General features: G+C 66.4%; 31 protein-coding genes. All 31 read right to left on the bottom strand.

The features are described 5' to 3' along the window. Positions 1-10 precede the first annotated feature (10 nt). Positions 11-865 (bottom strand): tRNA pseudouridine(38-40) synthase TruA, encoded by an 855-nt coding sequence (truA, locus tag ACFZCD_RS28460; protein WP_391835715.1) that lies wholly within the window; start codon positions 863-865, stop codon positions 11-13. A 75-nt stretch (positions 866-940) separates the two neighbouring features. Beyond that, positions 941-1,405, bottom strand: a complete 465-nt coding sequence (gene rplQ, locus ACFZCD_RS28455) for a 50S ribosomal protein L17 (RefSeq protein ID WP_030368392.1) — start codon at positions 1,403-1,405, stop codon at positions 941-943. Between the two features lie 182 nt (positions 1,406-1,587). Further along, entirely contained in the window at positions 1,588-2,610 is a 1,023-nt protein-coding gene (locus ACFZCD_RS28450; protein ID WP_004946635.1) for a DNA-directed RNA polymerase subunit alpha, read from the bottom strand. 124 nt (positions 2,611-2,734) lie between these two features. Further along, positions 2,735-3,139: a 30S ribosomal protein S11 gene (gene rpsK, locus ACFZCD_RS28445; RefSeq protein ID WP_003948617.1), complete on the bottom strand. Its 405-nt coding sequence runs from the start codon at positions 3,137-3,139 to the stop codon at positions 2,735-2,737. 104 nt (positions 3,140-3,243) lie between these two features. Then, a complete protein-coding gene (gene rpsM, locus ACFZCD_RS28440; protein ID WP_106677964.1) occupies positions 3,244-3,624 on the bottom strand; it encodes a 30S ribosomal protein S13 in 381 nt (126 codons plus the stop codon). A gap of 177 nt (positions 3,625-3,801) precedes the next feature. Next, entirely contained in the window at positions 3,802-3,915 is a 114-nt protein-coding gene (gene rpmJ / locus ACFZCD_RS28435) for a 50S ribosomal protein L36 (protein ID WP_003956441.1), read from the bottom strand. Between the two features lie 59 nt (positions 3,916-3,974). Then, entirely contained in the window at positions 3,975-4,196 is a 222-nt protein-coding gene (gene infA, locus ACFZCD_RS28430) for a translation initiation factor IF-1 (protein ID WP_003956442.1), read from the bottom strand. Positions 4,197-4,485: 289 nt separating this feature from the next. Beyond that, on the bottom strand, positions 4,486-5,322 hold the full coding sequence (map, locus tag ACFZCD_RS28425) for a type I methionyl aminopeptidase (RefSeq protein WP_391835712.1): 837 nt from the start codon (positions 5,320-5,322) through the stop codon (positions 4,486-4,488). Between the two features lie 116 nt (positions 5,323-5,438). Continuing rightward, entirely contained in the window at positions 5,439-6,095 is a 657-nt protein-coding gene (locus ACFZCD_RS28420; RefSeq protein ID WP_391835710.1) for an adenylate kinase, read from the bottom strand. Further along, the gene (gene secY, locus ACFZCD_RS28415; RefSeq protein WP_391835708.1) at positions 6,095-7,408 is read right to left on the bottom strand and encodes a preprotein translocase subunit SecY; all 1,314 of its coding nucleotides are present in this window, start codon (positions 7,406-7,408) and stop codon (positions 6,095-6,097) included. Before secY ends, ACFZCD_RS28420 begins: the two co-directional genes overlap by 1 nt. 202 nt (positions 7,409-7,610) lie before the next feature. Further along, complete coding sequence (rplO, locus tag ACFZCD_RS28410; protein WP_030368397.1) at positions 7,611-8,066, bottom strand: 50S ribosomal protein L15; 456 nt, start codon at positions 8,064-8,066, stop codon at positions 7,611-7,613. A gap of 1 nt (position 8,067) precedes the next feature. Continuing rightward, positions 8,068-8,250, bottom strand: coding sequence for a 50S ribosomal protein L30 (gene rpmD / locus ACFZCD_RS28405; protein WP_030368398.1), 183 nt, complete (start codon positions 8,248-8,250; stop codon positions 8,068-8,070). Continuing rightward, positions 8,250-8,852 (bottom strand): 30S ribosomal protein S5, encoded by a 603-nt coding sequence (gene rpsE / locus ACFZCD_RS28400; protein ID WP_106677957.1) that lies wholly within the window; start codon positions 8,850-8,852, stop codon positions 8,250-8,252. The genes rpmD and rpsE overlap by 1 nt, the downstream gene beginning before the upstream one ends. Positions 8,853-8,898: 46 nt before the next feature. Next, on the bottom strand, positions 8,899-9,282 hold the full coding sequence (gene rplR, locus ACFZCD_RS28395; protein WP_179081375.1) for a 50S ribosomal protein L18: 384 nt from the start codon (positions 9,280-9,282) through the stop codon (positions 8,899-8,901). A gap of 3 nt (positions 9,283-9,285) precedes the next feature. Then, on the bottom strand, positions 9,286-9,825 hold the full coding sequence (rplF, locus tag ACFZCD_RS28390) for a 50S ribosomal protein L6 (protein ID WP_030368401.1): 540 nt from the start codon (positions 9,823-9,825) through the stop codon (positions 9,286-9,288). Between the two features lie 22 nt (positions 9,826-9,847). Further along, on the bottom strand, positions 9,848-10,246 hold the full coding sequence (gene rpsH, locus ACFZCD_RS28385; protein ID WP_058046822.1) for a 30S ribosomal protein S8: 399 nt from the start codon (positions 10,244-10,246) through the stop codon (positions 9,848-9,850). Positions 10,247-10,475: 229 nt separating this feature from the next. Continuing rightward, entirely contained in the window at positions 10,476-10,661 is a 186-nt protein-coding gene (locus ACFZCD_RS28380; protein ID WP_030368403.1) for a type Z 30S ribosomal protein S14, read from the bottom strand. Between the two features lie 5 nt (positions 10,662-10,666). Continuing rightward, positions 10,667-11,227 carry a 50S ribosomal protein L5 gene (gene rplE / locus ACFZCD_RS28375; protein WP_030368404.1) on the bottom strand — a complete coding sequence of 187 codons (561 nt, stop codon included), beginning with the start codon at positions 11,225-11,227 and terminating at the stop codon, positions 10,667-10,669. After that, complete coding sequence (rplX, locus tag ACFZCD_RS28370) at positions 11,227-11,550, bottom strand: 50S ribosomal protein L24 (protein ID WP_058046823.1); 324 nt, start codon at positions 11,548-11,550, stop codon at positions 11,227-11,229. The genes rplE and rplX overlap by 1 nt, the downstream gene beginning before the upstream one ends. Positions 11,551-11,553: 3 nt before the next feature. Continuing rightward, positions 11,554-11,922: a 50S ribosomal protein L14 gene (rplN, locus tag ACFZCD_RS28365; RefSeq protein ID WP_099199421.1), complete on the bottom strand. Its 369-nt coding sequence runs from the start codon at positions 11,920-11,922 to the stop codon at positions 11,554-11,556. 126 nt (positions 11,923-12,048) lie between these two features. After that, positions 12,049-12,330: a 30S ribosomal protein S17 gene (gene rpsQ / locus ACFZCD_RS28360; RefSeq protein WP_019888756.1), complete on the bottom strand. Its 282-nt coding sequence runs from the start codon at positions 12,328-12,330 to the stop codon at positions 12,049-12,051. After that, entirely contained in the window at positions 12,330-12,554 is a 225-nt protein-coding gene (gene rpmC, locus ACFZCD_RS28355) for a 50S ribosomal protein L29 (RefSeq protein ID WP_030368408.1), read from the bottom strand. The genes rpsQ and rpmC overlap by 1 nt, the downstream gene beginning before the upstream one ends. Beyond that, positions 12,554-12,973, bottom strand: coding sequence for a 50S ribosomal protein L16 (rplP, locus tag ACFZCD_RS28350; RefSeq protein WP_106677952.1), 420 nt, complete (start codon positions 12,971-12,973; stop codon positions 12,554-12,556). Before rplP ends, rpmC begins: the two co-directional genes overlap by 1 nt. 5 nt (positions 12,974-12,978) lie before the next feature. Beyond that, positions 12,979-13,806: a 30S ribosomal protein S3 gene (gene rpsC, locus ACFZCD_RS28345; protein WP_199892309.1), complete on the bottom strand. Its 828-nt coding sequence runs from the start codon at positions 13,804-13,806 to the stop codon at positions 12,979-12,981. Next, entirely contained in the window at positions 13,806-14,153 is a 348-nt protein-coding gene (rplV, locus tag ACFZCD_RS28340; protein ID WP_031012097.1) for a 50S ribosomal protein L22, read from the bottom strand. Before rplV ends, rpsC begins: the two co-directional genes overlap by 1 nt. 42 nt (positions 14,154-14,195) lie before the next feature. After that, positions 14,196-14,477, bottom strand: coding sequence for a 30S ribosomal protein S19 (rpsS, locus tag ACFZCD_RS28335; protein WP_004950443.1), 282 nt, complete (start codon positions 14,475-14,477; stop codon positions 14,196-14,198). A gap of 12 nt (positions 14,478-14,489) precedes the next feature. Beyond that, a complete protein-coding gene (rplB, locus tag ACFZCD_RS28330) occupies positions 14,490-15,326 on the bottom strand; it encodes a 50S ribosomal protein L2 (protein WP_058046826.1) in 837 nt (278 codons plus the stop codon). A 39-nt stretch (positions 15,327-15,365) separates the two neighbouring features. Then, positions 15,366-15,689 carry a 50S ribosomal protein L23 gene (gene rplW, locus ACFZCD_RS28325; protein WP_058046827.1) on the bottom strand — a complete coding sequence of 108 codons (324 nt, stop codon included), beginning with the start codon at positions 15,687-15,689 and terminating at the stop codon, positions 15,366-15,368. Further along, positions 15,689-16,339, bottom strand: a complete 651-nt coding sequence (gene rplD / locus ACFZCD_RS28320; protein ID WP_058046828.1) for a 50S ribosomal protein L4 — start codon at positions 16,337-16,339, stop codon at positions 15,689-15,691. The genes rplW and rplD overlap by 1 nt, the downstream gene beginning before the upstream one ends. An 8-nt stretch (positions 16,340-16,347) precedes the next feature. Beyond that, a complete protein-coding gene (gene rplC, locus ACFZCD_RS28315; RefSeq protein ID WP_030368416.1) occupies positions 16,348-16,992 on the bottom strand; it encodes a 50S ribosomal protein L3 in 645 nt (214 codons plus the stop codon). 13 nt (positions 16,993-17,005) lie between these two features. Further along, positions 17,006-17,314, bottom strand: coding sequence for a 30S ribosomal protein S10 (gene rpsJ / locus ACFZCD_RS28310; protein WP_003948644.1), 309 nt, complete (start codon positions 17,312-17,314; stop codon positions 17,006-17,008). Positions 17,315-17,739 lie beyond the last annotated feature (425 nt).

Genomic DNA, 17,739 nt, shown 5'->3' with positions numbered 1-17,739 from the left:
TTCATGTGCTTCAGCAGCAACCCGCGCCGGGCAGCGACCTCTTGTTACGCGCCGCCAGGTTCCGCGCGGCAAGCTCGGAGTCAGCGGGGTACCCGACCTCCTCCAAGGTCAACCCGTGCGGACGCACCACATGCACGGCGGAATCCCGCACGCCCGCGGCCAGCACCTTCCCCGGCCACTCCACCGGCCGGTGCCCGTCCCCGACGAACAGCAGCGCGCCCACCAGCGAGCGCACCATGTTGTGGCAGAACGCATCCGCCCGCACGGTCGCCGTGATGACGCCGGACGCGTCCCGCTCCCAGCTCAGCTGCTGCAGCGTACGGATGGTCGTCGCGCCCTCGCGCCGCTTGCAGTACGCGGCGAAGTCGTGCTCGCCGAGCAGCGGCTGCGACGCCGCGTTCATGGCCGCCACGTCCAACGGCCAGTCGTGCCACAGCACATGGCCCCGCAGCAGCGGGTCGACACCGCCGTGGTGGTCGGTCACCCGGTAGGCGTAGCGCCGCCAGATCGCGGAGAAGCGCGCGTTGAACCCGGACGGCGCCTCGGCGATCTTCCACACCCGTACGTCGTGGGGCAGCCGGCCGGCGAGCCGCCGCAGCAGCTTCTCCTCGTGCTCGGCCCACACCTCGGCCGGCAGATCGACGTGCGCGACCTGGCCCCGCGCGTGCACCCCGGCGTCGGTACGGCCCGCGACCGTCAGCTCGTACGTCTGCTTGGACCGCGTCACGGTCCGGATCGCGTCCTCCAGCTCACCCTGCACCGTGCGCTGGCCCTCGCGCTGCTTGGCCCAGCCGGAGAAGTCCTTGCCGTCGTACGACAGGTCCAGCCGCACCCGGACGAAACCGGGCTCCACCTCGTCACTCACCGGAGGTTCCTCTCAGAAATGCGGGACGGGCCCGCCCCCGGAAAGGGGCGGGCCCGTCCTGACACGTCAGACGCGTCAGGCGTCCTTCGACTCCTCGGCCGGAGCCTCGGCAGCAGCCTCGGACTCCTTGACCGCACGCTTGGTGGCGGCCTCGGCCTCGGCGACGGTCGCCTTCTTGGCGATCTCACCCTCGACCAGCTCGATCACAGCCATCGGGGCGTTGTCGCCACGACGGTTGCCGATCTTGGTGATACGGGTGTAGCCACCCGGACGCTCGGCGAAGCGCGGAGCGATCTCGGTGAAGAGCACGTGCACGATGCCCTTGTCCGTGATCGTCTGCAGCACCTGGCGACGGTTGTGGATGTCGCCCTTCTTCGCCTTGGTGATCAGGCGCTCGGCGACCGGACGCAGGCGGCGGGCCTTGGCCTCGGTCGTCGTGATGCGGCCGTGCTCGAAGAGCGACTTGGCGAGGTTCGCCAGCATCAGCTTCTCGTGCGCGGCACCGCCGCCCAGACGGGCACCCTTGGTGGGACGCGGCATGGTGTTTCTCCTAGGTGTCTGCCCCGGCCGTATGAGGTACCGAGGTCAGTATCCGAGCGGGCGGTCGCCCGTCGGAGATCCGGGGGCGCGCCCCGGAAGGGCCGCGCCCCCGAAGGGGCGCGGGGAACTGCGCGACCAGCCGAAGCGGATCCGCAGCCAAGAACAATCCTGCCGGACGGCTCTTAGTACTGCTCGGTCTCGACGAAGCCGGCATCGGCGTCGTCGTCCGCGCCGAACGCGTCGGCGGCGGCGGTCGGGTCGAATCCGGGCGGGCTGTCCTTGAGGGCCAGGCCCATGCCGGCCAGCTTCGCCTTGACCTCGTCGATCGACTTCGCACCGAAGTTGCGGATGTCGAGCAGGTCGGCCTCGGAGCGGGCGACGAGCTCACCCACGGAGTGGATGCCCTCGCGCTTGAGGCAGTTGTACGAGCGGACCGTGAGCTCGAGCTCCTCGATCGGCAGCGCCAGGTCGGCGGCCAGGGCGGCGTCCGTCGGGGACGGGCCCATGTCGATGCCCTCGGCGTCGATGTTGAGCTCGCGGGCCAGACCGAACAGCTCGACCAGGGTCTTACCGGCGGACGCCATGGCGTCGCGCGGGCGCATGGCCTGCTTGGTCTCGACGTCGACGATCAGCTTGTCGAAGTCGGTGCGCTGCTCGACTCGGGTCGCCTCGACCTTGTAGGTGACCTTGAGGACCGGCGAGTAGATGGAGTCGACCGGGATGCGGCCGATCTCCTGGCCCACCTGCTTGTTCTGGACGGCGGAGACGTAGCCGCGACCGCGCTCGACGGTCAGCTCCATCTCCAGCTTGCCCTTGGCGTTCAGGGTCGCCAGGACCAGGTCGGGGTTGTGCACCTCGACGCCGGCCGGCGGGGCGATGTCGGCGGCGGTGACCAGACCCGGACCCTGCTTGCGCAGGTACATCACGACCGGCTCGTCGTGCTCCGAGGAGACGACCAGCTGCTTGATGTTCAGGATGAGGTCGGTGACGTCCTCCTTGACGCCCGGCACGGTGGTGAACTCGTGCAGGACACCGTCGATGCGGATGGACGTGACCGCCGCACCCGGGATCGAGGAGAGGAGCGTACGACGCAGGGAGTTGCCGAGGGTGTAGCCGAAGCCCGGCTCGAGCGGCTCGATCACGAACCGCGAGCGGAACTCGTCGACGACCTCTTCGGTCAGCGAGGGGCGCTGAGCGATCAGCATGCGATGAATCCTTCAGTCATGGACACCCACTATTTGATGTCCTGAGGTACTACAAGGGTACGGGCGGCACGGCCCCCGTGAAGGGAAGCCGTACCGCCCACACTCTCAAGGCAGCAGCCGAGCGTCAGACGCGGCGGCGCTTCGGGGGGCGGCAGCCGTTGTGCGGGGTCGGGGTGACGTCCTGGATGGAGCCGACCTCGAGACCCGTCGCCTGGAGCGAACGGATGGCGGTCTCACGACCGGAACCCGGGCCCTTGACGAAGACGTCAACCTTGCGCATGCCGTGCTCCTGCGCGCGGCGGGCGGCCGACTCGGCGGCCATCTGCGCGGCGAACGGGGTGGACTTGCGCGAGCCCTTGAAGCCGACGTGGCCGGCGGAGGCCCAGGAGATCACGTTGCCCGTGGGGTCGGTGATCGAAACGATGGTGTTGTTGAACGTGCTCTTGATGTGCGCGTGGCCGTGAGCGACGTTCTTCTTTTCCTTGCGGCGCACCTTCTTGGCAGCGCCCTGACGACCCTTGGGGGGCATGTCTTACTCCTGATGGAGGGAGGTGGTCGGTCCTACAGCGAAGACCGCTGGAATGCGGGGGTCCCGGGAGTCGCCCCCCGGAGAACCGCAGTGTCCGCTGCGGACTACTTCTTGCCCGGCTTCTTCTTGCCGGCGATGGCGCGACGCGGGCCCTTGCGGGTACGAGCGTTCGTGCTGGTGCGCTGACCGTGCACGGGCAGGCCACGGCGGTGACGCAGACCCTGGTAGCAGCCGATCTCGACCTTGCGGCGGATGTCGGCCTGGATCTCGCGACGGAGGTCACCCTCGGTCTTGAGGTTGGCGTCCACGTACTCGCGGATCTTGACCAGGTCCTCCTCGACCAGGTCACGAACGCGGGTGTTCGGGTTCACACCGGTCGCGGCGAGAATCGTCTGCGACTGGGTACGGCCGATACCGAAGACGTAGGTGAGTGCGATCTCCACACGCTTTTCGCGCGGGATGTCAACACCGGAAACGCGTGCCATTCAATGGCTCCAGATGTTCTCGGGGGTCTGACACAGAGCCGCTCCCGGTCGCCGTACTAGGTACGTCCCGGGTCCCCGGCCCCCGCCGGAGGTGTCGCCAGCGATCGCTGGACGGGCTCTGCGTATGTACGTTTTTGCTCGCGTCGCGCGAAGAAACTGCGGAGTGCAGGTTCTGCGTCAGCCCTGGCGCTGCTTGTGGCGCAGGTTGTCGCAGATGACCATGACCCGGCCGTGGCGGCGGATCACCTTGCACTTGTCGCAGATCTTCTTGACGCTCGGCTTGACCTTCATGGGTGTGAGGTTCTCCGGGTCAGTGCCGCCACCCCACGAGCGCGGGGCGTCGACAAGATCTACTTGTACCGGTAGACGATCCGGCCACGCGTCAGGTCGTAGGGAGAGAGCTCCACGACGACCCGGTCATCCGGAAGGATGCGGATGTAGTGCATCCGCATCTTGCCGCTGATGTGCGCGAGGACCTTGTGACCGTTCTGGAGCTCCACCTTGAACATTGCGTTCGGCAGAGACTCGATCACGGTGCCCTCGATCTCGATGGCACCTTGCTTCTTGGCCACGCTTCGCCTTTCGAATCGGCTACCTTGATCAACTCTCGTATGTGCGTGCCATCGGTACGAAGGCATGCGGATACACGAGAGCCGACGCGTCAGTCTACGTCAGGGCAACCCGAAAGACTAATCCAGGGGTGACTGCCCCGCCGCAGTGATCCTTAAGCGGCGCTCAAGCCAGCGGGCTGCTCCTCCCGACGCCGCCCTCGCGGGCTCGGCGCCGGGGCGCCTCACAAGCTTCGGCCGGCTGCGCCGGACTCCGTCCGGCGGATCGGTGGCCGAGGCCAGGGCCCGGGGCTCAGGCCAGCGGATCCGGAGCGGCAGCGATCCCGTACTCCGCCAGCTTCGCCTTGCCGCCGTCGACCGCCGTCAGGACCAGCGGTCCTTCCTCCGTCAGGGCGACGGAGTGCTCCCAGTGGGAGGACCAGGACATGTCGTCCGTGAGGACCGTCCAGTCGTCCTCCAGGACGTGCGTACGGGCCGTGCCGAGGCTCACCATGGGCTCGATGGCGATGCAGAAGCCCGGGACGAGCTTGGGGCCCTTGCCGCGCTTGCGGGAGACGTAGTTCAGCAGGTGCGGGTCCATGTGCATCTCGGAGCCGATGCCGTGGCCGCCGTAGTCCTCGATGATCCCGTACTTGCCGGAGGCCGGGCGGGGCTGGCGGCGGATGTAGCCCTCGATGGCCTTGGAGATGTCCACCAGGCGGTTGCCGTTCTTCACGGCGGCGATGCCGGCCCACATGGACTCCTCGGTCACCCGGGAGAGCTCCAGCAGCTCCGGAGCGTGACCGGTGCCCACGAAGGCCGTGAAGGCCGCGTCGCCGTGCCAGCCGTCCACGATCGCGCCGGCGTCGATCGAGATGATGTCGCCGTCCTTGAGGACCGTCTTCTCGTCCGGGATGCCGTGGACGACGACCTCGTTCACCGAGGTGCAGATGGTGGCGGGGAAGCCGCCGTACCCGAGGAAGTTCGACTTCGCACCGTGCTCGGCGATCACCTTGCGGGCGACCTGGTCCAGGTCCTTGGTCGTGGCACCCGGCACGGCCGCCTCCCGGGTGGCCGCGTGGATGGCGGCGACGACCAGCCCCGCCTCGCGCATCTTCGCGATCTGCTCGGCGGTCTTGATCTCGACCATGGGTTGCCTTTCCTGCGTCTTACGTCTTGCGTCCGGTTGCTCAAACAAGCTCGGTGCTCAAACAAACACTACGGCCGCGGTGCCCCGAGGGGCCCCGCGGCCGTAGCAGAAGAAGCTCAGGCGGCGTCGCGGTCCAGAGCGGTCATCGCCCGCTCCGTCACCTCGGCGACCTTGCCGAGCGCCGAGATCGTCACCACGAGGCCCTGGGCCTTGTAGTAATCGATGATCGGCTCGGTCTCGCTGTGGTAGACCTCCAGCCGGCGGCGGACGGTCTCCTCGCTGTCGTCCTCACGCTGGTACAGCTCGCCGCCGCAGGTGTCGCAGACACCCTTCGCGGCCGGCGGGTTGTAGATCTCGTGGAAGATGTGCGAGCTGTCCTTGCGGCACATCCGGCGACCGGCGATCCGCTTGACGACCTCGTCCTCCGGGACCTCCAGGTCCAGGACGGCGTCCAGCTTGAGGCCGTCGGCCTTGAGGATCTCGTCCAGCGCCTCGGCCTGGGCGAGGTTCCGCGGGAAGCCGTCCAGCAGGAAGCCGTCCGCGGCGTCCTCCTGCTGCATGCGGTCCTTGGCCATCCCGATGGTGACCTCGTCCGGCACGAGCTGGCCGGCCCGCATGTACTCCTGGGCCTTCTGGCCCAGGGGCGTGCCCTGGCTGATGTTCGCCCGGAAGAGGTCGCCCGTCGAGATGTGCGGGATCGCGAGGTTCTTGGCGAGGTACGCGGCCTGCGTACCCTTGCCGGCGCCGGGCGGCCCGACGAGGACGATTCGCATCAGCGGAGGAACCCTTCGTAGTTGCGCTGCTGAAGCTGGCTCTCGATCTGCTTCACAGTCTCCAGACCGACACCCACGATGATCAGGATGCTGGTTCCCCCGAACGGGAAGTTCTGGTTCGCGTTGAGTGTGACCAGTGCCACCGTGGGCACCAGGGCGATCAGGCCCAGGTAGAGAGAGCCCGGCCACGTGATGCGGTTCAGCACGTAGCTCAGGTACTCCGCGGTGGGACGACCGGCCCGGATGCCCGGGATGAACCCACCATACTTCTTCATGTTGTCGGCAACTTCTTCGGGGTTGAAGGAGATGGCGACGTAGAAGAAGGCGAAGAAAACGATCAGCAGGAAGTAGGTGACCATGTAGACGGGATGGTCACCCTTGACCAGGTTGCGCTGGATCCATTCCGCCCAGTCCGCCTTCGATCCGGTGAACTGCACGAGCAGCGCCGGAATGTAGAGCAGCGACGAGGCGAAGATGACGGGAATCACACCCGCCTGGTTCACCTTGAGCGGGATGTAGGTGGACGTGCCGCCGTAGGAACGACGGCCGATCATGCGCTTGGCGTACTGCACGGGGATCCGGCGCTGGGCCTGCTCGACGAAGACGACGAGCGCGACCATGGCCAGGCCGCAGAGGATGACCAGCGAGAACTCCAGCCAGCCGCCCATCAGCGTGCCCTGCAGCTTGATCGCCCAGAGGGCGCTCGGGAAGCCGGCGGCGATGGAGGTGAACATCAGGATCGACATGCCGTTGCCGATGCCGCGGTCGGTGATGAGCTCACCGAGCCACATGATCAGCGAGGTGCCGGCGGTCATGGTGATGACCATGACGACGGTGGTGAAGATCGACTGGTTGGGAACGATCTGGTTCCCGACGGTGCAGCCCCCGAACAAGGCACCGCTGCGGGCCGTGGCGACCAGGCCGGTGCCCTGAAGGATCGCAAGAGCCACGGTCAGATAGCGCGTGTACTGCGTGATCTTTCCCTGACCCGACTGCCCCTCCTTCTTGAGGGCTTCCAGCCGCGGAATGACGACGGTCAGGAGCTGCAGGATGATGCTCGCCGTGATGTACGGCATGATCCCGAGCGCAAAGATCGTGATCTGCAGCAGCGCGCCACCACTGAACATGTTCACGAGGCCGAAGAGGCCCTGACCGCTCTTGGTCTGGTCCATGCACATCTGGACATTGCGGTAGTCGACTCCCGGCACCGGTACATGAGCACCCAGCCGGAAGAGCACCATGATGCCCAGCGTGAACAGCAGCTTCTTGCGCAGGTCGGGCGTCTTGAACGCCCGGGCGAACGCGGTGAGCACGGTGCCTCCTGCGCCTCTCACGTTGCCACGCGAGAGGTGACGGTCTTGAGGATCGACGAATACTTGTCAGTCAAAATCCGCGCGGGCACAGGCCGCGCGGAGGTTAACAGTGCACGCCACCTTACCGGCGACCGTGCCCCCCTTGGAACGACCAACCGGGGATGCCCCTTTTGGGACATCCCCGGTTGTCAGTTCAACGAGCTCAGACGAGCTCGGTGACGGTGCCGCCGGCAGCGGCAATCTTCTCCTTGGCGGAGCCGGAGACGGCGTCGACCGTCACCTGCAGCGCCACGGAGATCTCGCCCTGGCCCAGGACCTTGACGAGCTGGTTCTTGCGAACCGCACCCTTGGCGACCAGGTCGGCCACCGTGACCTCGCCACCCTGCGGGTAGAGCGCGGCCAGCTTGTCCAGGTTCACGACCTGGAACTCGGTGCGGAACGGGTTCTTGAAGCCCTTGAGCTTCGGCAGGCGCATGTGGAGGGGCATCTGCCCACCCTCGAAGCGCTGCGGAACCTGGTAACGGGCCTTCGTGCCCTTGGTACCACGACCGGCCGTCTTACCCTTCGACGCCTCACCACGACCCACACGGGTCTTGGCGGTCTTGGCGCCCGGGGCGGGACGGAGGTTGTGGACCTTCAGCGGGTTCTGCTCCGCCATGTCAGTCGACCTCCTCGACCGTCACGAGGTGGCGGACGGTCTGCACCATGCCGCGGATCTCGGGGCGGTCCTCCTTGACAACCACATCGTTCATGCGCTTGAGACCAAGCGAACGAAGGGTGTCGCGGTGGTTCTGCTTGCTGCCGATGTAGGACTTGACCTGCGTGACCTTGAGGCGAGCCATTACGCACCCACCCCTGCACGCGCCCGCAGCAGAGCGGCGGGAGCCACGTCCTCCAGCGGCAGGCCACGACGGGCGGCGATCTCCTCGGGACGGGAGAGTCCCTGGAGGGCCGTCACCGTGGCGTGCACGATGTTGATCGGGTTCGACGAACCGAGCGACTTCGACAGGATGTCGTGGACGCCGGCGCACTCGAGCACCGCACGCACCGGGCCACCGGCGATAACACCGGTACCGGGGGAAGCAGGCTTGAGCAGGACGACGCCCGCGGCCTTCTCGCCCTGGATCGGGTGCGGGATGGTGCCCTGGATACGGGGGACCTTGAAGAAGTTCTTCTTGGCCTCTTCCACGCCCTTGGCGATGGCAGCCGGAACTTCCTTGGCCTTGCCGTAACCGACACCCACGGTGCCGTCACCGTCACCCACCACGACGAGCGCGGTGAAGCTGAAGCGACGACCACCCTTGACAACCTTGGCGACGCGGTTGATCGCGACTACGCGCTCAACGTACGCGGTCTTCTCGGCGGCAGCGCCACCGTCGCGACCCTTCCGGTCCCGCCGCTCGCCGCCACCGGCACCGCTTCCGCGGCGCTGGGGTCCAGCCATTGGATTTACCTCTCTCTGTTACGTCCGCTAGCTCCGGAACCGGGGCTTAGAACTTCAGCCCGGCTTCGCGGGCGGCGTCAGCCAGAGCGGCAATGCGCCCGGCGTACTGGTTGCCACCGCGGTCGAACACGACAGCCTCGACGCCGGCGGCCTTGGCACGCTCGGCCACCAGGGCACCGACCTTCTTGGCCTGGGCGCTCTTGTCGCCCTCGCCACCGCGGATCGACGCGTCCAGGTGCGACGCCGACGCAAGGGTGTGGCCCTTGAGGTCGTCGATGACCTGAGCGGTGATGCCGCGGTTCGAGCGCGTCACGACGAGACGCGGGCGCTCGGCCGTACCCGACATGTTCTTGCGGATGCGGATGTGGCGGCGCTGCTTGGCGGCGCGCTTGTAAGCATCGCCCTTGGCGATCTTCACACCGTATGCCATGGCTTACTTACCAGCCTTTCCGACCTTGCGGCGGATGACCTCACCCGCATACTTCACGCCCTTGGCCTTGTAGGGGTCGGGCTTGCGAAGCTTGCGGATGTTGGCGGCGACCTCGCCGACCTTCTGCTTGTCGATGCCCTCGACGCTGAGCTTGGTGGGGGACTCGACCTTGAAGGTGATGCCCTCGGGGGCCTCGATCAGGATCGGGTGGCTGTAGCCCAGGGAGAACTCCAGGTTGGAGCCCTTCGCCTGGACGCGGTAACCGACACCACTGATCTCGAGAGCCTTGCTGTAGCCCGCGGTCACGCCGGTGATCATGTTCGCCACCAGCGTGCGGGACAGGCCGTGCAGGGCCTTGTTCTGACGCTCGTCGTTCGGACGCGAGACGACAAGGGTGCCGTCCTCGGCCTTAGCGATCTCGATGGGCGCGGCAACGGCGTGCGTGAGGGAACCCTTGGGGCCCTTCACGTGCACCGTACGGCCATCGATGGTGACGTCCACACCAGCGGGAACCTGGATGGGCAGCCGTCCAATACGCGACATTGGCTATTCCTCCGTTCCCTGGTTACCAGACGTAGGCGAGGACTTCCCCACCCACGCCCTTCTTGCTGGCCTGCTGGCCGGTCAGGAGACCGTGGGACGTGGAGATGATCGCCACGCCCAGGCCGCCGAGGACCTTCGGCAGGTTGGTGGACTTTGCGTAGACCCGCAGGCCCGGCTTCGAGATCCGCTTGATCCCGGCGATGGAGCGCTCGCGGTTCGGACCGAACTTCAGGTCGATGACGAGGCTCTTGCCAACCTCGGCGTCCTCGACCTTCCAGCCGGCGATGTAGCCCTCCTGCTGCAGGATCTCGGCGATGTGCGCCTTGATCTTGCTGTGGGGCATGGCCACGGAGTCGTGGTAAGCCGAGTTCGCGTTCCGCAGACGGGTCAGCATGTCTGCGATCGGATCGGTCATGGTCATGTTTGGCCTTCGGCCTCTCTCGCCGGGGTTTCCTATGTGCGCCATCCCTCTCCCCGAACTGGGTCGGGGCGGGTGCGGCGCGGGGACCTACGGCGTAGTAAGACGGTCATGGGCGGCGGGCACCCAACCCTTCAACTCTACGCGAGCGCGAAGCTCGCCGGAGGTGATCAGGTCGGGCGACCGCCGTCCTTGATGCTTACCGAGAGCCCTGGTCAACCCAAGTGGGTTGTTACCAGGAGCTCTTGGTCACGCCCGGCAGCTCGCCACGGTGAGCCATCTCACGAAGGCACACGCGGCAGAGGCCGAACTTGCGGTACACGGAGTGCGGGCGGCCGCAGCGCTGGCAGCGGGTGTACGCGCGCACACCGAACTTGGGCTTGCGAGCAGCCTTGGCAATAAGAGACTTCTTCGCCATCTCGCTTACGCCTCCTTGAACGGGAAGCCGAGGTGACGAAGGAGGGCGCGGCCCTCGTCGTCGTTGGTCGCCGTGGTCACCACGGTGATGTCCATACCCCGGACGCGGTCGATCTTGTCCTGGTCGATCTCGTGGAACATGACCTGCTCCGTGAGACCGAAGGTGTAGTTGCCCCGACCGTCGAACTGCTTCGGGGACAGACCACGGAAGTCGCGGATGCGCGGCAGCGCGAGCGACAGGGTGCGGTCCAGGAACTCCCACATGCGGTCACCACGGAGGGTGACGTGGGCGCCGATCGGCTGGCCCTCACGCAGCTTGAACTGCGCGATGGACTTGCGAGCCTTGGTGACGGCGGGCTTCTGGCCCGTGATCGTGGTGAGGTCGCGGATGGCGCCCTCGATCAGCTTGGAGTCGCGGGCGGCGTCGCCCACACCCATGTTGACCACGATCTTGGTGAGGCCGGGAACCTGCATGACGTTCTCGTACGAGAACTCCTCACGCAGCTTGCCGACGATCTCTTCGCGGTAGCGCAGCTTGAGACGCGGCGCGTTGGTGGTGGCAGTCATCAGATGTCCTCACCGGTGCGCTTGGCAACGCGGATCTTGTTGCCGTTGTCGTCGAAGCGGTAACCGACGCGGGTGACGACCTTCTTGCCGTCCTTCTCCACGATGAGCTGAACGTTGCTCACGTGGATCGGGGCCTCGGTCGTGACGATGCCACCGGTCTTGGAACCGCGGGCGGTCTGGCCGGCCTTGGTGTGCTTCTTGACCCGGTTGACACCCTCGACGAGAACACGGTCCTCAGCCGGGAAGGCCTGGATGACCTTGCCCTGCTTGCCCTTGTCCTTACCGGTGATGACCTGGACCAGGTCGCCCTTCTTGATCTTCATCGGTTACAGCACCTCCGGCGCGAGCGAGACGATCTTCATGAACTTCTTCTCGCGCAGCTCTCGGCCCACGGGGCCGAAGATACGGGTGCCGCGGGGGTCACCGTCGTTCTTGAGAACGACAGCGGCGTTCTCGTCGAAACGGATGTACGAGCCGTCCGGACGGCGGCGCTCCTTGACGGTGCGAACGATGACGGCCTTGACGACGTCACCCTTCTTCACGTTGCCACCGGGGATCGCGTCCTTGACGGTGGCGACGATGACGTCACCGATGCCCGCGTAGCGGCGACCCGAGCCACCGAGAACACGGATGCAAAGGATCTCCTTGGCACCAGTGTTGTCGGCGACCCGAAGTCGCGACTCCTGCTGGATCACGTCTATCTCCTGATCGTCTGCCGGTTCCCGGCGGGGGCTCCGAAGAGCCCCCGCCGAGCCTGGCGGAACTTATCCGAGGGAAACCCCTCGGACAGATTGCATTTGGAATTCCCTTGCGGGAATTACCTACTTGGCCTTCTCGAGGATCTCGACGACGCGCCAGCGCTTGGTGGCGGACAGCGGCCGGGTCTCCATCAGGAGGACGCGGTCGCCGACACCGGCAGCGTTCTGCTCGTCGTGCGCCTTGAGCTTGTTCGTACGGCGGATGACCTTGCCGTACAGCGCGTGCTTGACACGGTCCTCGACGGCGACGACGACGGTCTTGTCCATCTTGTCGCTGACGACGAGACCCTCACGGGTCTTGCGGAAACCGCGCTCGTTCGTCTCAGTCACATTCTTCTCGCTCATCAGGCGCTCTCCACCGTCTCGATGCCCAGCTCGCGCTCGCGCATCAGGGTGTAGATCCGGGCGATGTCCTTACGGACGGACTTGAGCCGACCGTGGTTCTCAAGCTGCCCGGTCGCCGCCTGGAAGCGGAGGTTGAACAGCTCTTCCTTGGCCTCACGGAGCTTCGCGACGAGGTCCTCGTCGTTCAGCTCACGCAGCTCGGTCGCCTTGATACCAGCGGCCATCACGACTCACCTGCCTCGCGCCGAACAATGCGGCACTTCATCGGAAGCTTGTGAGCGGCGCGGGTCAGCGCCTCACGAGCAACCTTTTCGTTCGGGAAAGACAGCTCGAACATCACCCGACCGGGCTTGACGTTCGCGATCCACCACTCCGGGGAACCCTTACCGGAACCCATGCGGGTCTCGGCCGGCTTCTTGGTCAGCGGACGGTCCGGGTAGATGTTGATCCACACCTTGCCGCCACGCTTGATGTGACGCGTCATGGCGATACGAGCGGACTCGATCTGACGGTTCGTCACGTAGGCCGGGGTCAGGGCCTGGATGCCGTACTCACCGAACGCGAGCTCGGTGCCACCCTTGGCCATGCCGTTCCGCTTGGGGTGGTGCTGCTTGCGGTGCTTGACCCTGCGAGGGATCAGCATGTCGGTCAGGCCTCCGTTCCGGTGGACTCAGCCGGAGCAGCGGCAGCGGCCTCGGCCTTGGGGGCCTCGGCAGCGGCGTTCTGCTGCGGCTTGCGGCCGCGGCCGCCACGCTCGCCGCCACGGCCACCACGGGCCGGACGGTCGCCGGCGCCGCGCGACGGGCGGTTGCCCGCACGAGCGGCAGCGTTCTCGGCGCGGACCTCGGCGATGTTCTTGACGTCGCCCTTGTAGATCCAGACCTTCACGCCGATGCGGCCGAAGGTGGTCTTGGCCTCGAAGAAGCCGTAGTCGACGTTCGCGCGGAGCGTGTGCAGGGGCACACGGCCCTCGCGGTAGAACTCCGAGCGGGACATCTCGGCGCCGCCGAGACGGCCACCGCACTGGATCTTGATGCCCTTGGCGCCGGCCTTCATCGTCGACTGCATGCTCTTGCGCATGGCGCGACGGAAGGAGACGCGGGAGGACAGCTGCTCGGCGACGGCCTGGGCCACCAGCTGAGCGTCGACCTCGGGGTTCTTGACCTCGAGGATGTTCAGCTGGACCTGCTTGCCGGTCAGCTTCTCCAGCTCGCCACGGATGCGGTCGGCCTCGGCGCCGCGGCGGCCGATGACGATGCCCGGGCGGGCGGTGTGGATGTCAACGCGGACGCGGTCGCGGGTGCGCTCGATCTCAACCTTCGAGATACCGGCGCGCTCCATGCCCTTCGTCATCATGCGACGAATGGCAACGTCTTCCTTGACGTAGTCCTTGTACAGCTTGTCGGCGTACCAGCGGGACTTGAAGTCCGTGGTGATGCCGAGCCGGAACCCGTGCGGGTTAACCTTCTGGCCCATTACCGGGTTCCTTCCTTGCTGCTGACGACCACGGTGATGTGGCTGGTCCGCTTGCGGATCCGGTAGGCACGGCCCTGGGCACGCGGACGGAACCGCTTCAGGGTCGGGCCCTCGTCCACGAACGCCTCGCTGATGTACAGCGACGAAGCGTCCGTGTGGTCGTAGTTGTGCGCGGCGTTGGCAATGGCGCTGTCCAGCACCTTGCCCACCGGCACGCTCGCGGCCTGCGGGGCGAAACGCAGGACCGCCTGAGCCTCCGTGGCGTCCATGCCACGGATGAGGTCCACCACGCGGCGGGCCTTCATGGGCGTGACGCGGATGTACCGCGCCTGGGCCCTGGCTTCCATGGTTGTCCCTTCGGTGTCAGTCATAGTCGTTCACACCCCGCCTTAGCGGCGCTTCGACTTGCGGTCGTCCTTGACGTGGCCGCGGAAGGTGCGGGTCGGCGAGAACTCGCCGAGCTTGTGGCCGACCATCGACTCGGTGACGAACACCGGGACGTGCGTCTTGCCGTTGTGCACCGCGAGCGTGTGGCCGAGCATGGCCGGCACGATCATGGAGCGACGGGACCAGGTCTTGATGACGTTCTTGGTACCAGCCTCGTTCTGAGCGTCCACCTTCTTGATGAGGTGTCCGTCGACGAAGGGTCCCTTCTTGAGACTACGCGGCATCTAAACCCGCTCCTAGCGCTTCTTGTTCGTCTTGCGGCGGCGGACGATGTACTTGTTGCTCGCCTTCTTGGGAGAACGAGTACGACCCTCCTTCTGACCCCACGGGGAGACCGGGTGGCGACCACCGGAGGTCTTGCCCTCACCACCACCGTGCGGGTGGTCAACCGGGTTCATCGCGACACCGCGGACGGTCGGGCGAACGCCCTTCCAGCGCATGCGGCCGGCCTTGCCCCAGTTGATGTTCGACTGCTCGGCGTTGCCGACCTCGCCGACCGTGGCGCGGCAGCGGACGTCGACCAGGCGGACCTCGCCGGACGGCATACGCAGGTGGGCGTACTGGCCCTCCTTCGCCAGCAGCTGCACGGAGGAACCGGCAGAGCGGGCGAACTTGGCGCCACCACCGGGACGGAGCTCGATCGCGTGGATCGTGGTACCGACCGGGATGTTGCGGAGCGGGAGGTTGTTGCCCGGCTTGATGTCGGCGCCAGGGCCGTTCTCAATCCGGTCGCCCTGGCTCAGCTTGGCCGGGGCGATGATGTAGCGCTTCTCGCCGTCTGCGTAGTGCAGCAGCGCGATGCGCGCAGTGCGGTTCGGGTCGTACTCAATGTGAGCGACCTTGGCCGGCACGCCGTCCTTGTCGTGACGACGGAAGTCGATCACACGGTAGGCGCGCTTGTGGCCACCGCCCTGGTGGCGGACGGTCACACGACCGGCGTTGTTACGGCCGCCCTTGCTGTGCAGCGGGCGGACCAGCGACTTCTCCGGCGTGGACCGCGTGATCTCGACAAAGTCGGCGACGCTGGAGCCACGACGGCCCGGGGTCGTCGGCTTGTACTTGCGGATACCCATTTCTCAGTCCTCGTCCGATTCCGGACGACTCGGACTCCGTTAGGAGACCGGGCCGCCGAAGATGTCGATACGGTCGCCCTCGGCGAGGGTCACGATGGCGCGCTTGGTGTTGGCGCGCTTGCCGAAACCGGTCTTGGTGCGCTTGCGCTTACCCTGACGGTTGATCGTGTTGACCCCGGTGACCTTGACCGAGAAGACCGCCTCGACGGCCTGCTTGATCTGGGTCTTGTTGGCGCGCGGGTCGACGATGAACGTGTACTTGTTCTCGTCCAGCAGCGCGTAGCTCTTCTCGGAGACAACCGGCTTGACCAGGAGGTCACGCGGGTCCGAGAACGTCTTGCTGGTGACGACGGCCTCAGTCATCAGGCCTCGCTCCCTTCGGTCTCAACGGCCTTGGGGCCAGACACGAAGGACTCGAAGGCGGCCTGGGTGAAGACCACGTCGTCGGAGACGAGCACGTCGTACGTGTTCAGCTGGCCCGGCTCCAGGATGTGAACCTGGGGCAGGTTGCGGGCGGAGAGCCACGCGGCCTCGTTGGAGCGCTCGACGACCAGGAGCAGGTTCTTCCGCTCGCTGATCTTGCCGAACAGGCTCTTGGCGGCCTTCGTGGACGCCGCACCCTCGACCACGTCGGAGACGACGTGGATGCGGGAGTGACGCGCGCGGTCCGAGAGGGCACCGCGCAGGGCGGCGGCCTTCATCTTCTTCGGGGTCCGCTGGGAGTAGTCACGCGGCACGGGACCGTGCACGACGCCACCACCGGCGAACTGCGGCGCGCGGGTCGAGCCCTGACGGGCGCGACCGGTGCCCTTCTGGCGGTACGGCTTCTTGCCACCGCCGCGGACCTCGCCACGGGTCTTGGTCTTGTGCGTGCCCTGACGGGCAGCGGCCAGCTGTGCGACGACGACCTGGTGGATCAGCGGAACGCTGACCTTCGCGTCGAAGATCTCCGCGGGGAGCTCGACGGTCCCGGCCTTGTCGCCTGCCGGCGAAAGGATGTCAATGGTGCTCATCGGTTACCTCAGGCCCCCTTGGCCGCGGTACGGACCAGGACGAGGCCGCCGTTCGGACCAGGAACCGCGCCCTTGATCAGGAGCAGGCCCTTCTCCGCGTCAACGGCGTGGACGGTCAGGTTCTGGGTGGTGACCCGCTCGTTGCCCATGCGGCCCGCCATGCGGAGGCCCTTGAACACACGGCCCGGGGTGGCGCAGCCACCGATGGAACCGGGGGAGCGGTGCTTGCGCTGGGTGCCGTGCCCGGCGCCGAGGCCACGGAAGTTGTGACGCTTCATGACACCGGCGAAGCCCTTGCCCTTGCTCTTGCCGGTGACGTCGACCTTGACGCCCGACTCGAACACGGCAGCGGTGATCTCCTGGCCGAGCGTGTACTCGCTGGCGTCAGCGGTACGCAGCTCCACCAGGTGGCGGCGCGGGGTGACGTCGGCCTTGGCGAAGTGACCCTTGAGGGGCTTGTTCACCTTGCGCGGGTCGATCTCGCCGAAGGCGATCTGGACCGACTCGTAGCCGTCGCTGTCGTTGGTGCGGACCTGGGTGACGACGCAGGGCCCGGCCTTGACGACGGTCACCGGGACAACCCGGTTGTTCTCGTCCCAGACCTGGGTCATGCCGAGCTTCTCGCCCAGGACGCCCTTAATGTTCTTAGCCATCTCGCGCGTCACCTCAGAGCTTGATCTCGATGTCGACGCCCGCCGGCAGGTCGAGACGCATGAGCGAGTCAACCGTCTTCGGCGTGGGGTCGAGGATGTCGATGAGGCGCTTGTGCGTGCGCATCTCGAAGTGCTCGCGCGAGTCCTTGTACTTGTGCGGCGACTTGATGACGCAGTACACGTTCTTCTCAGTGGGCAGCGGCACCGGGCCCGCGACCGACGCACCAGTGCGGGTCACCGTCTCGACGATCTTCTTCGCCGAGGAGTCGATGACCTCGTGGTCGTAGGCCTTGAGCCGGATGCGGATCTTCTGTCCCGCCATGGCTACTCAGTAGTCCTGTCTCTCGTAACGCTCTGGGACTCGGCCGGCTGCGCCCAGAAGAGGCTTCAACTTCTTCCGAACACCGTCTCTCCCCGCTCCACCTCCGACCCACGCGGTCGGGCGTGTCGCGCCCCTTCCAGCAGCTTTCCCGAAGGAAAATCCCTGGTGAAGGGGGTTGTGGGGGAAAGACACCCACCGAGTGCCTGGCTGGGGCCCCGCTGACACTTCCCGGAAGATTCCCGTACTTCCGCCCCTCATAAGGGACGACGAGTACTGCGGGACTCGCTTCCAGTCCTCCCGGCGGGAGGCGCGCAGCATCGGCACTCAACCGAGCAACCTGAACAGTGTGCCATATGCGGCCGAGGGGACGCCAATCGAAGCCTAAGACCGTACCCCGGGCGGCTCAGTTGTCAAACCACCCCGCC

This window comes from Streptomyces sp. NPDC008001 (assembly GCF_042958085.1).
Lineage (GTDB): Bacteria > Actinomycetota > Actinomycetes > Streptomycetales > Streptomycetaceae > Streptomyces.
The sequence above is the reverse complement of the archived record's forward strand: the minus strand, read 5'-3'. Positions and strand labels throughout refer to the sequence as shown.

Coding starts and splice junctions, on each gene's coding strand:
- rplQ (WP_030368392.1), bottom strand. CDS start 1,405: ATGCCGCGTCCCACCAAGGGTGCCCGTCTGGGCGGCGGTGCCGCGCAC.
- ACFZCD_RS28450 (WP_004946635.1), bottom strand. CDS start 2,610: ATGCTGATCGCTCAGCGCCCCTCGCTGACCGAAGAGGTCGTCGACGAG.
- rpsK (WP_003948617.1), bottom strand. CDS start 3,139: ATGCCCCCCAAGGGTCGTCAGGGCGCTGCCAAGAAGGTGCGCCGCAAG.
- rpsM (WP_106677964.1), bottom strand. CDS start 3,624: ATGGCACGCGTTTCCGGTGTTGACATCCCGCGCGAAAAGCGTGTGGAG.
- rpmJ (WP_003956441.1), bottom strand. CDS start 3,915: ATGAAGGTCAAGCCGAGCGTCAAGAAGATCTGCGACAAGTGCAAGGTG.
- map (WP_391835712.1), bottom strand. CDS start 5,322: ATGGTCGAGATCAAGACCGCCGAGCAGATCGCGAAGATGCGCGAGGCG.
- ACFZCD_RS28420 (WP_391835710.1), bottom strand. CDS start 6,095: ATGCGAATCGTCCTCGTCGGGCCGCCCGGCGCCGGCAAGGGTACGCAG.
- rplO (WP_030368397.1), bottom strand. CDS start 8,066: ATGGCGGAGCAGAACCCGCTGAAGGTCCACAACCTCCGTCCCGCCCCG.
- rpmD (WP_030368398.1), bottom strand. CDS start 8,250: ATGGCTCGCCTCAAGGTCACGCAGGTCAAGTCCTACATCGGCAGCAAG.
- rpsE (WP_106677957.1), bottom strand. CDS start 8,852: ATGGCTGGACCCCAGCGCCGCGGAAGCGGTGCCGGTGGCGGCGAGCGG.
- rplR (WP_179081375.1), bottom strand. CDS start 9,282: ATGGCATACGGTGTGAAGATCGCCAAGGGCGATGCTTACAAGCGCGCC.
- rplF (WP_030368401.1), bottom strand. CDS start 9,825: ATGTCGCGTATTGGACGGCTGCCCATCCAGGTTCCCGCTGGTGTGGAC.
- rpsH (WP_058046822.1), bottom strand. CDS start 10,246: ATGACCATGACCGATCCGATCGCAGACATGCTGACCCGTCTGCGGAAC.
- ACFZCD_RS28380 (WP_030368403.1), bottom strand. CDS start 10,661: ATGGCGAAGAAGTCTCTTATTGCCAAGGCTGCTCGCAAGCCCAAGTTC.
- rplE (WP_030368404.1), bottom strand. CDS start 11,227: ATGACTGCCACCACCAACGCGCCGCGTCTCAAGCTGCGCTACCGCGAA.
- rplX (WP_058046823.1), bottom strand. CDS start 11,550: ATGAAGATCAAGAAGGGCGACCTGGTCCAGGTCATCACCGGTAAGGAC.
- rpsQ (WP_019888756.1), bottom strand. CDS start 12,330: ATGAGCGAGAAGAATGTGACTGAGACGAACGAGCGCGGTTTCCGCAAG.
- rpmC (WP_030368408.1), bottom strand. CDS start 12,554: ATGGCCGCTGGTATCAAGGCGACCGAGCTGCGTGAGCTGAACGACGAG.
- rplP (WP_106677952.1), bottom strand. CDS start 12,973: ATGCTGATCCCTCGCAGGGTCAAGCACCGCAAGCAGCACCACCCCAAG.
- rpsC (WP_199892309.1), bottom strand. CDS start 13,806: ATGGGCCAGAAGGTTAACCCGCACGGGTTCCGGCTCGGCATCACCACG.
- rplV (WP_031012097.1), bottom strand. CDS start 14,153: ATGGAAGCCAGGGCCCAGGCGCGGTACATCCGCGTCACGCCCATGAAG.
- rpsS (WP_004950443.1), bottom strand. CDS start 14,477: ATGCCGCGTAGTCTCAAGAAGGGACCCTTCGTCGACGGACACCTCATC.
- rplB (WP_058046826.1), bottom strand. CDS start 15,326: ATGGGTATCCGCAAGTACAAGCCGACGACCCCGGGCCGTCGTGGCTCC.
- rplW (WP_058046827.1), bottom strand. CDS start 15,689: ATGACTGAGGCCGTCGTCACCAGCAAGACGTTCTCGGACCCGCGTGAC.
- rplD (WP_058046828.1), bottom strand. CDS start 16,339: ATGAGCACCATTGACATCCTTTCGCCGGCAGGCGACAAGGCCGGGACC.
- rplC (WP_030368416.1), bottom strand. CDS start 16,992: ATGGCTAAGAACATTAAGGGCGTCCTGGGCGAGAAGCTCGGCATGACC.
- rpsJ (WP_003948644.1), bottom strand. CDS start 17,314: ATGGCGGGACAGAAGATCCGCATCCGGCTCAAGGCCTACGACCACGAG.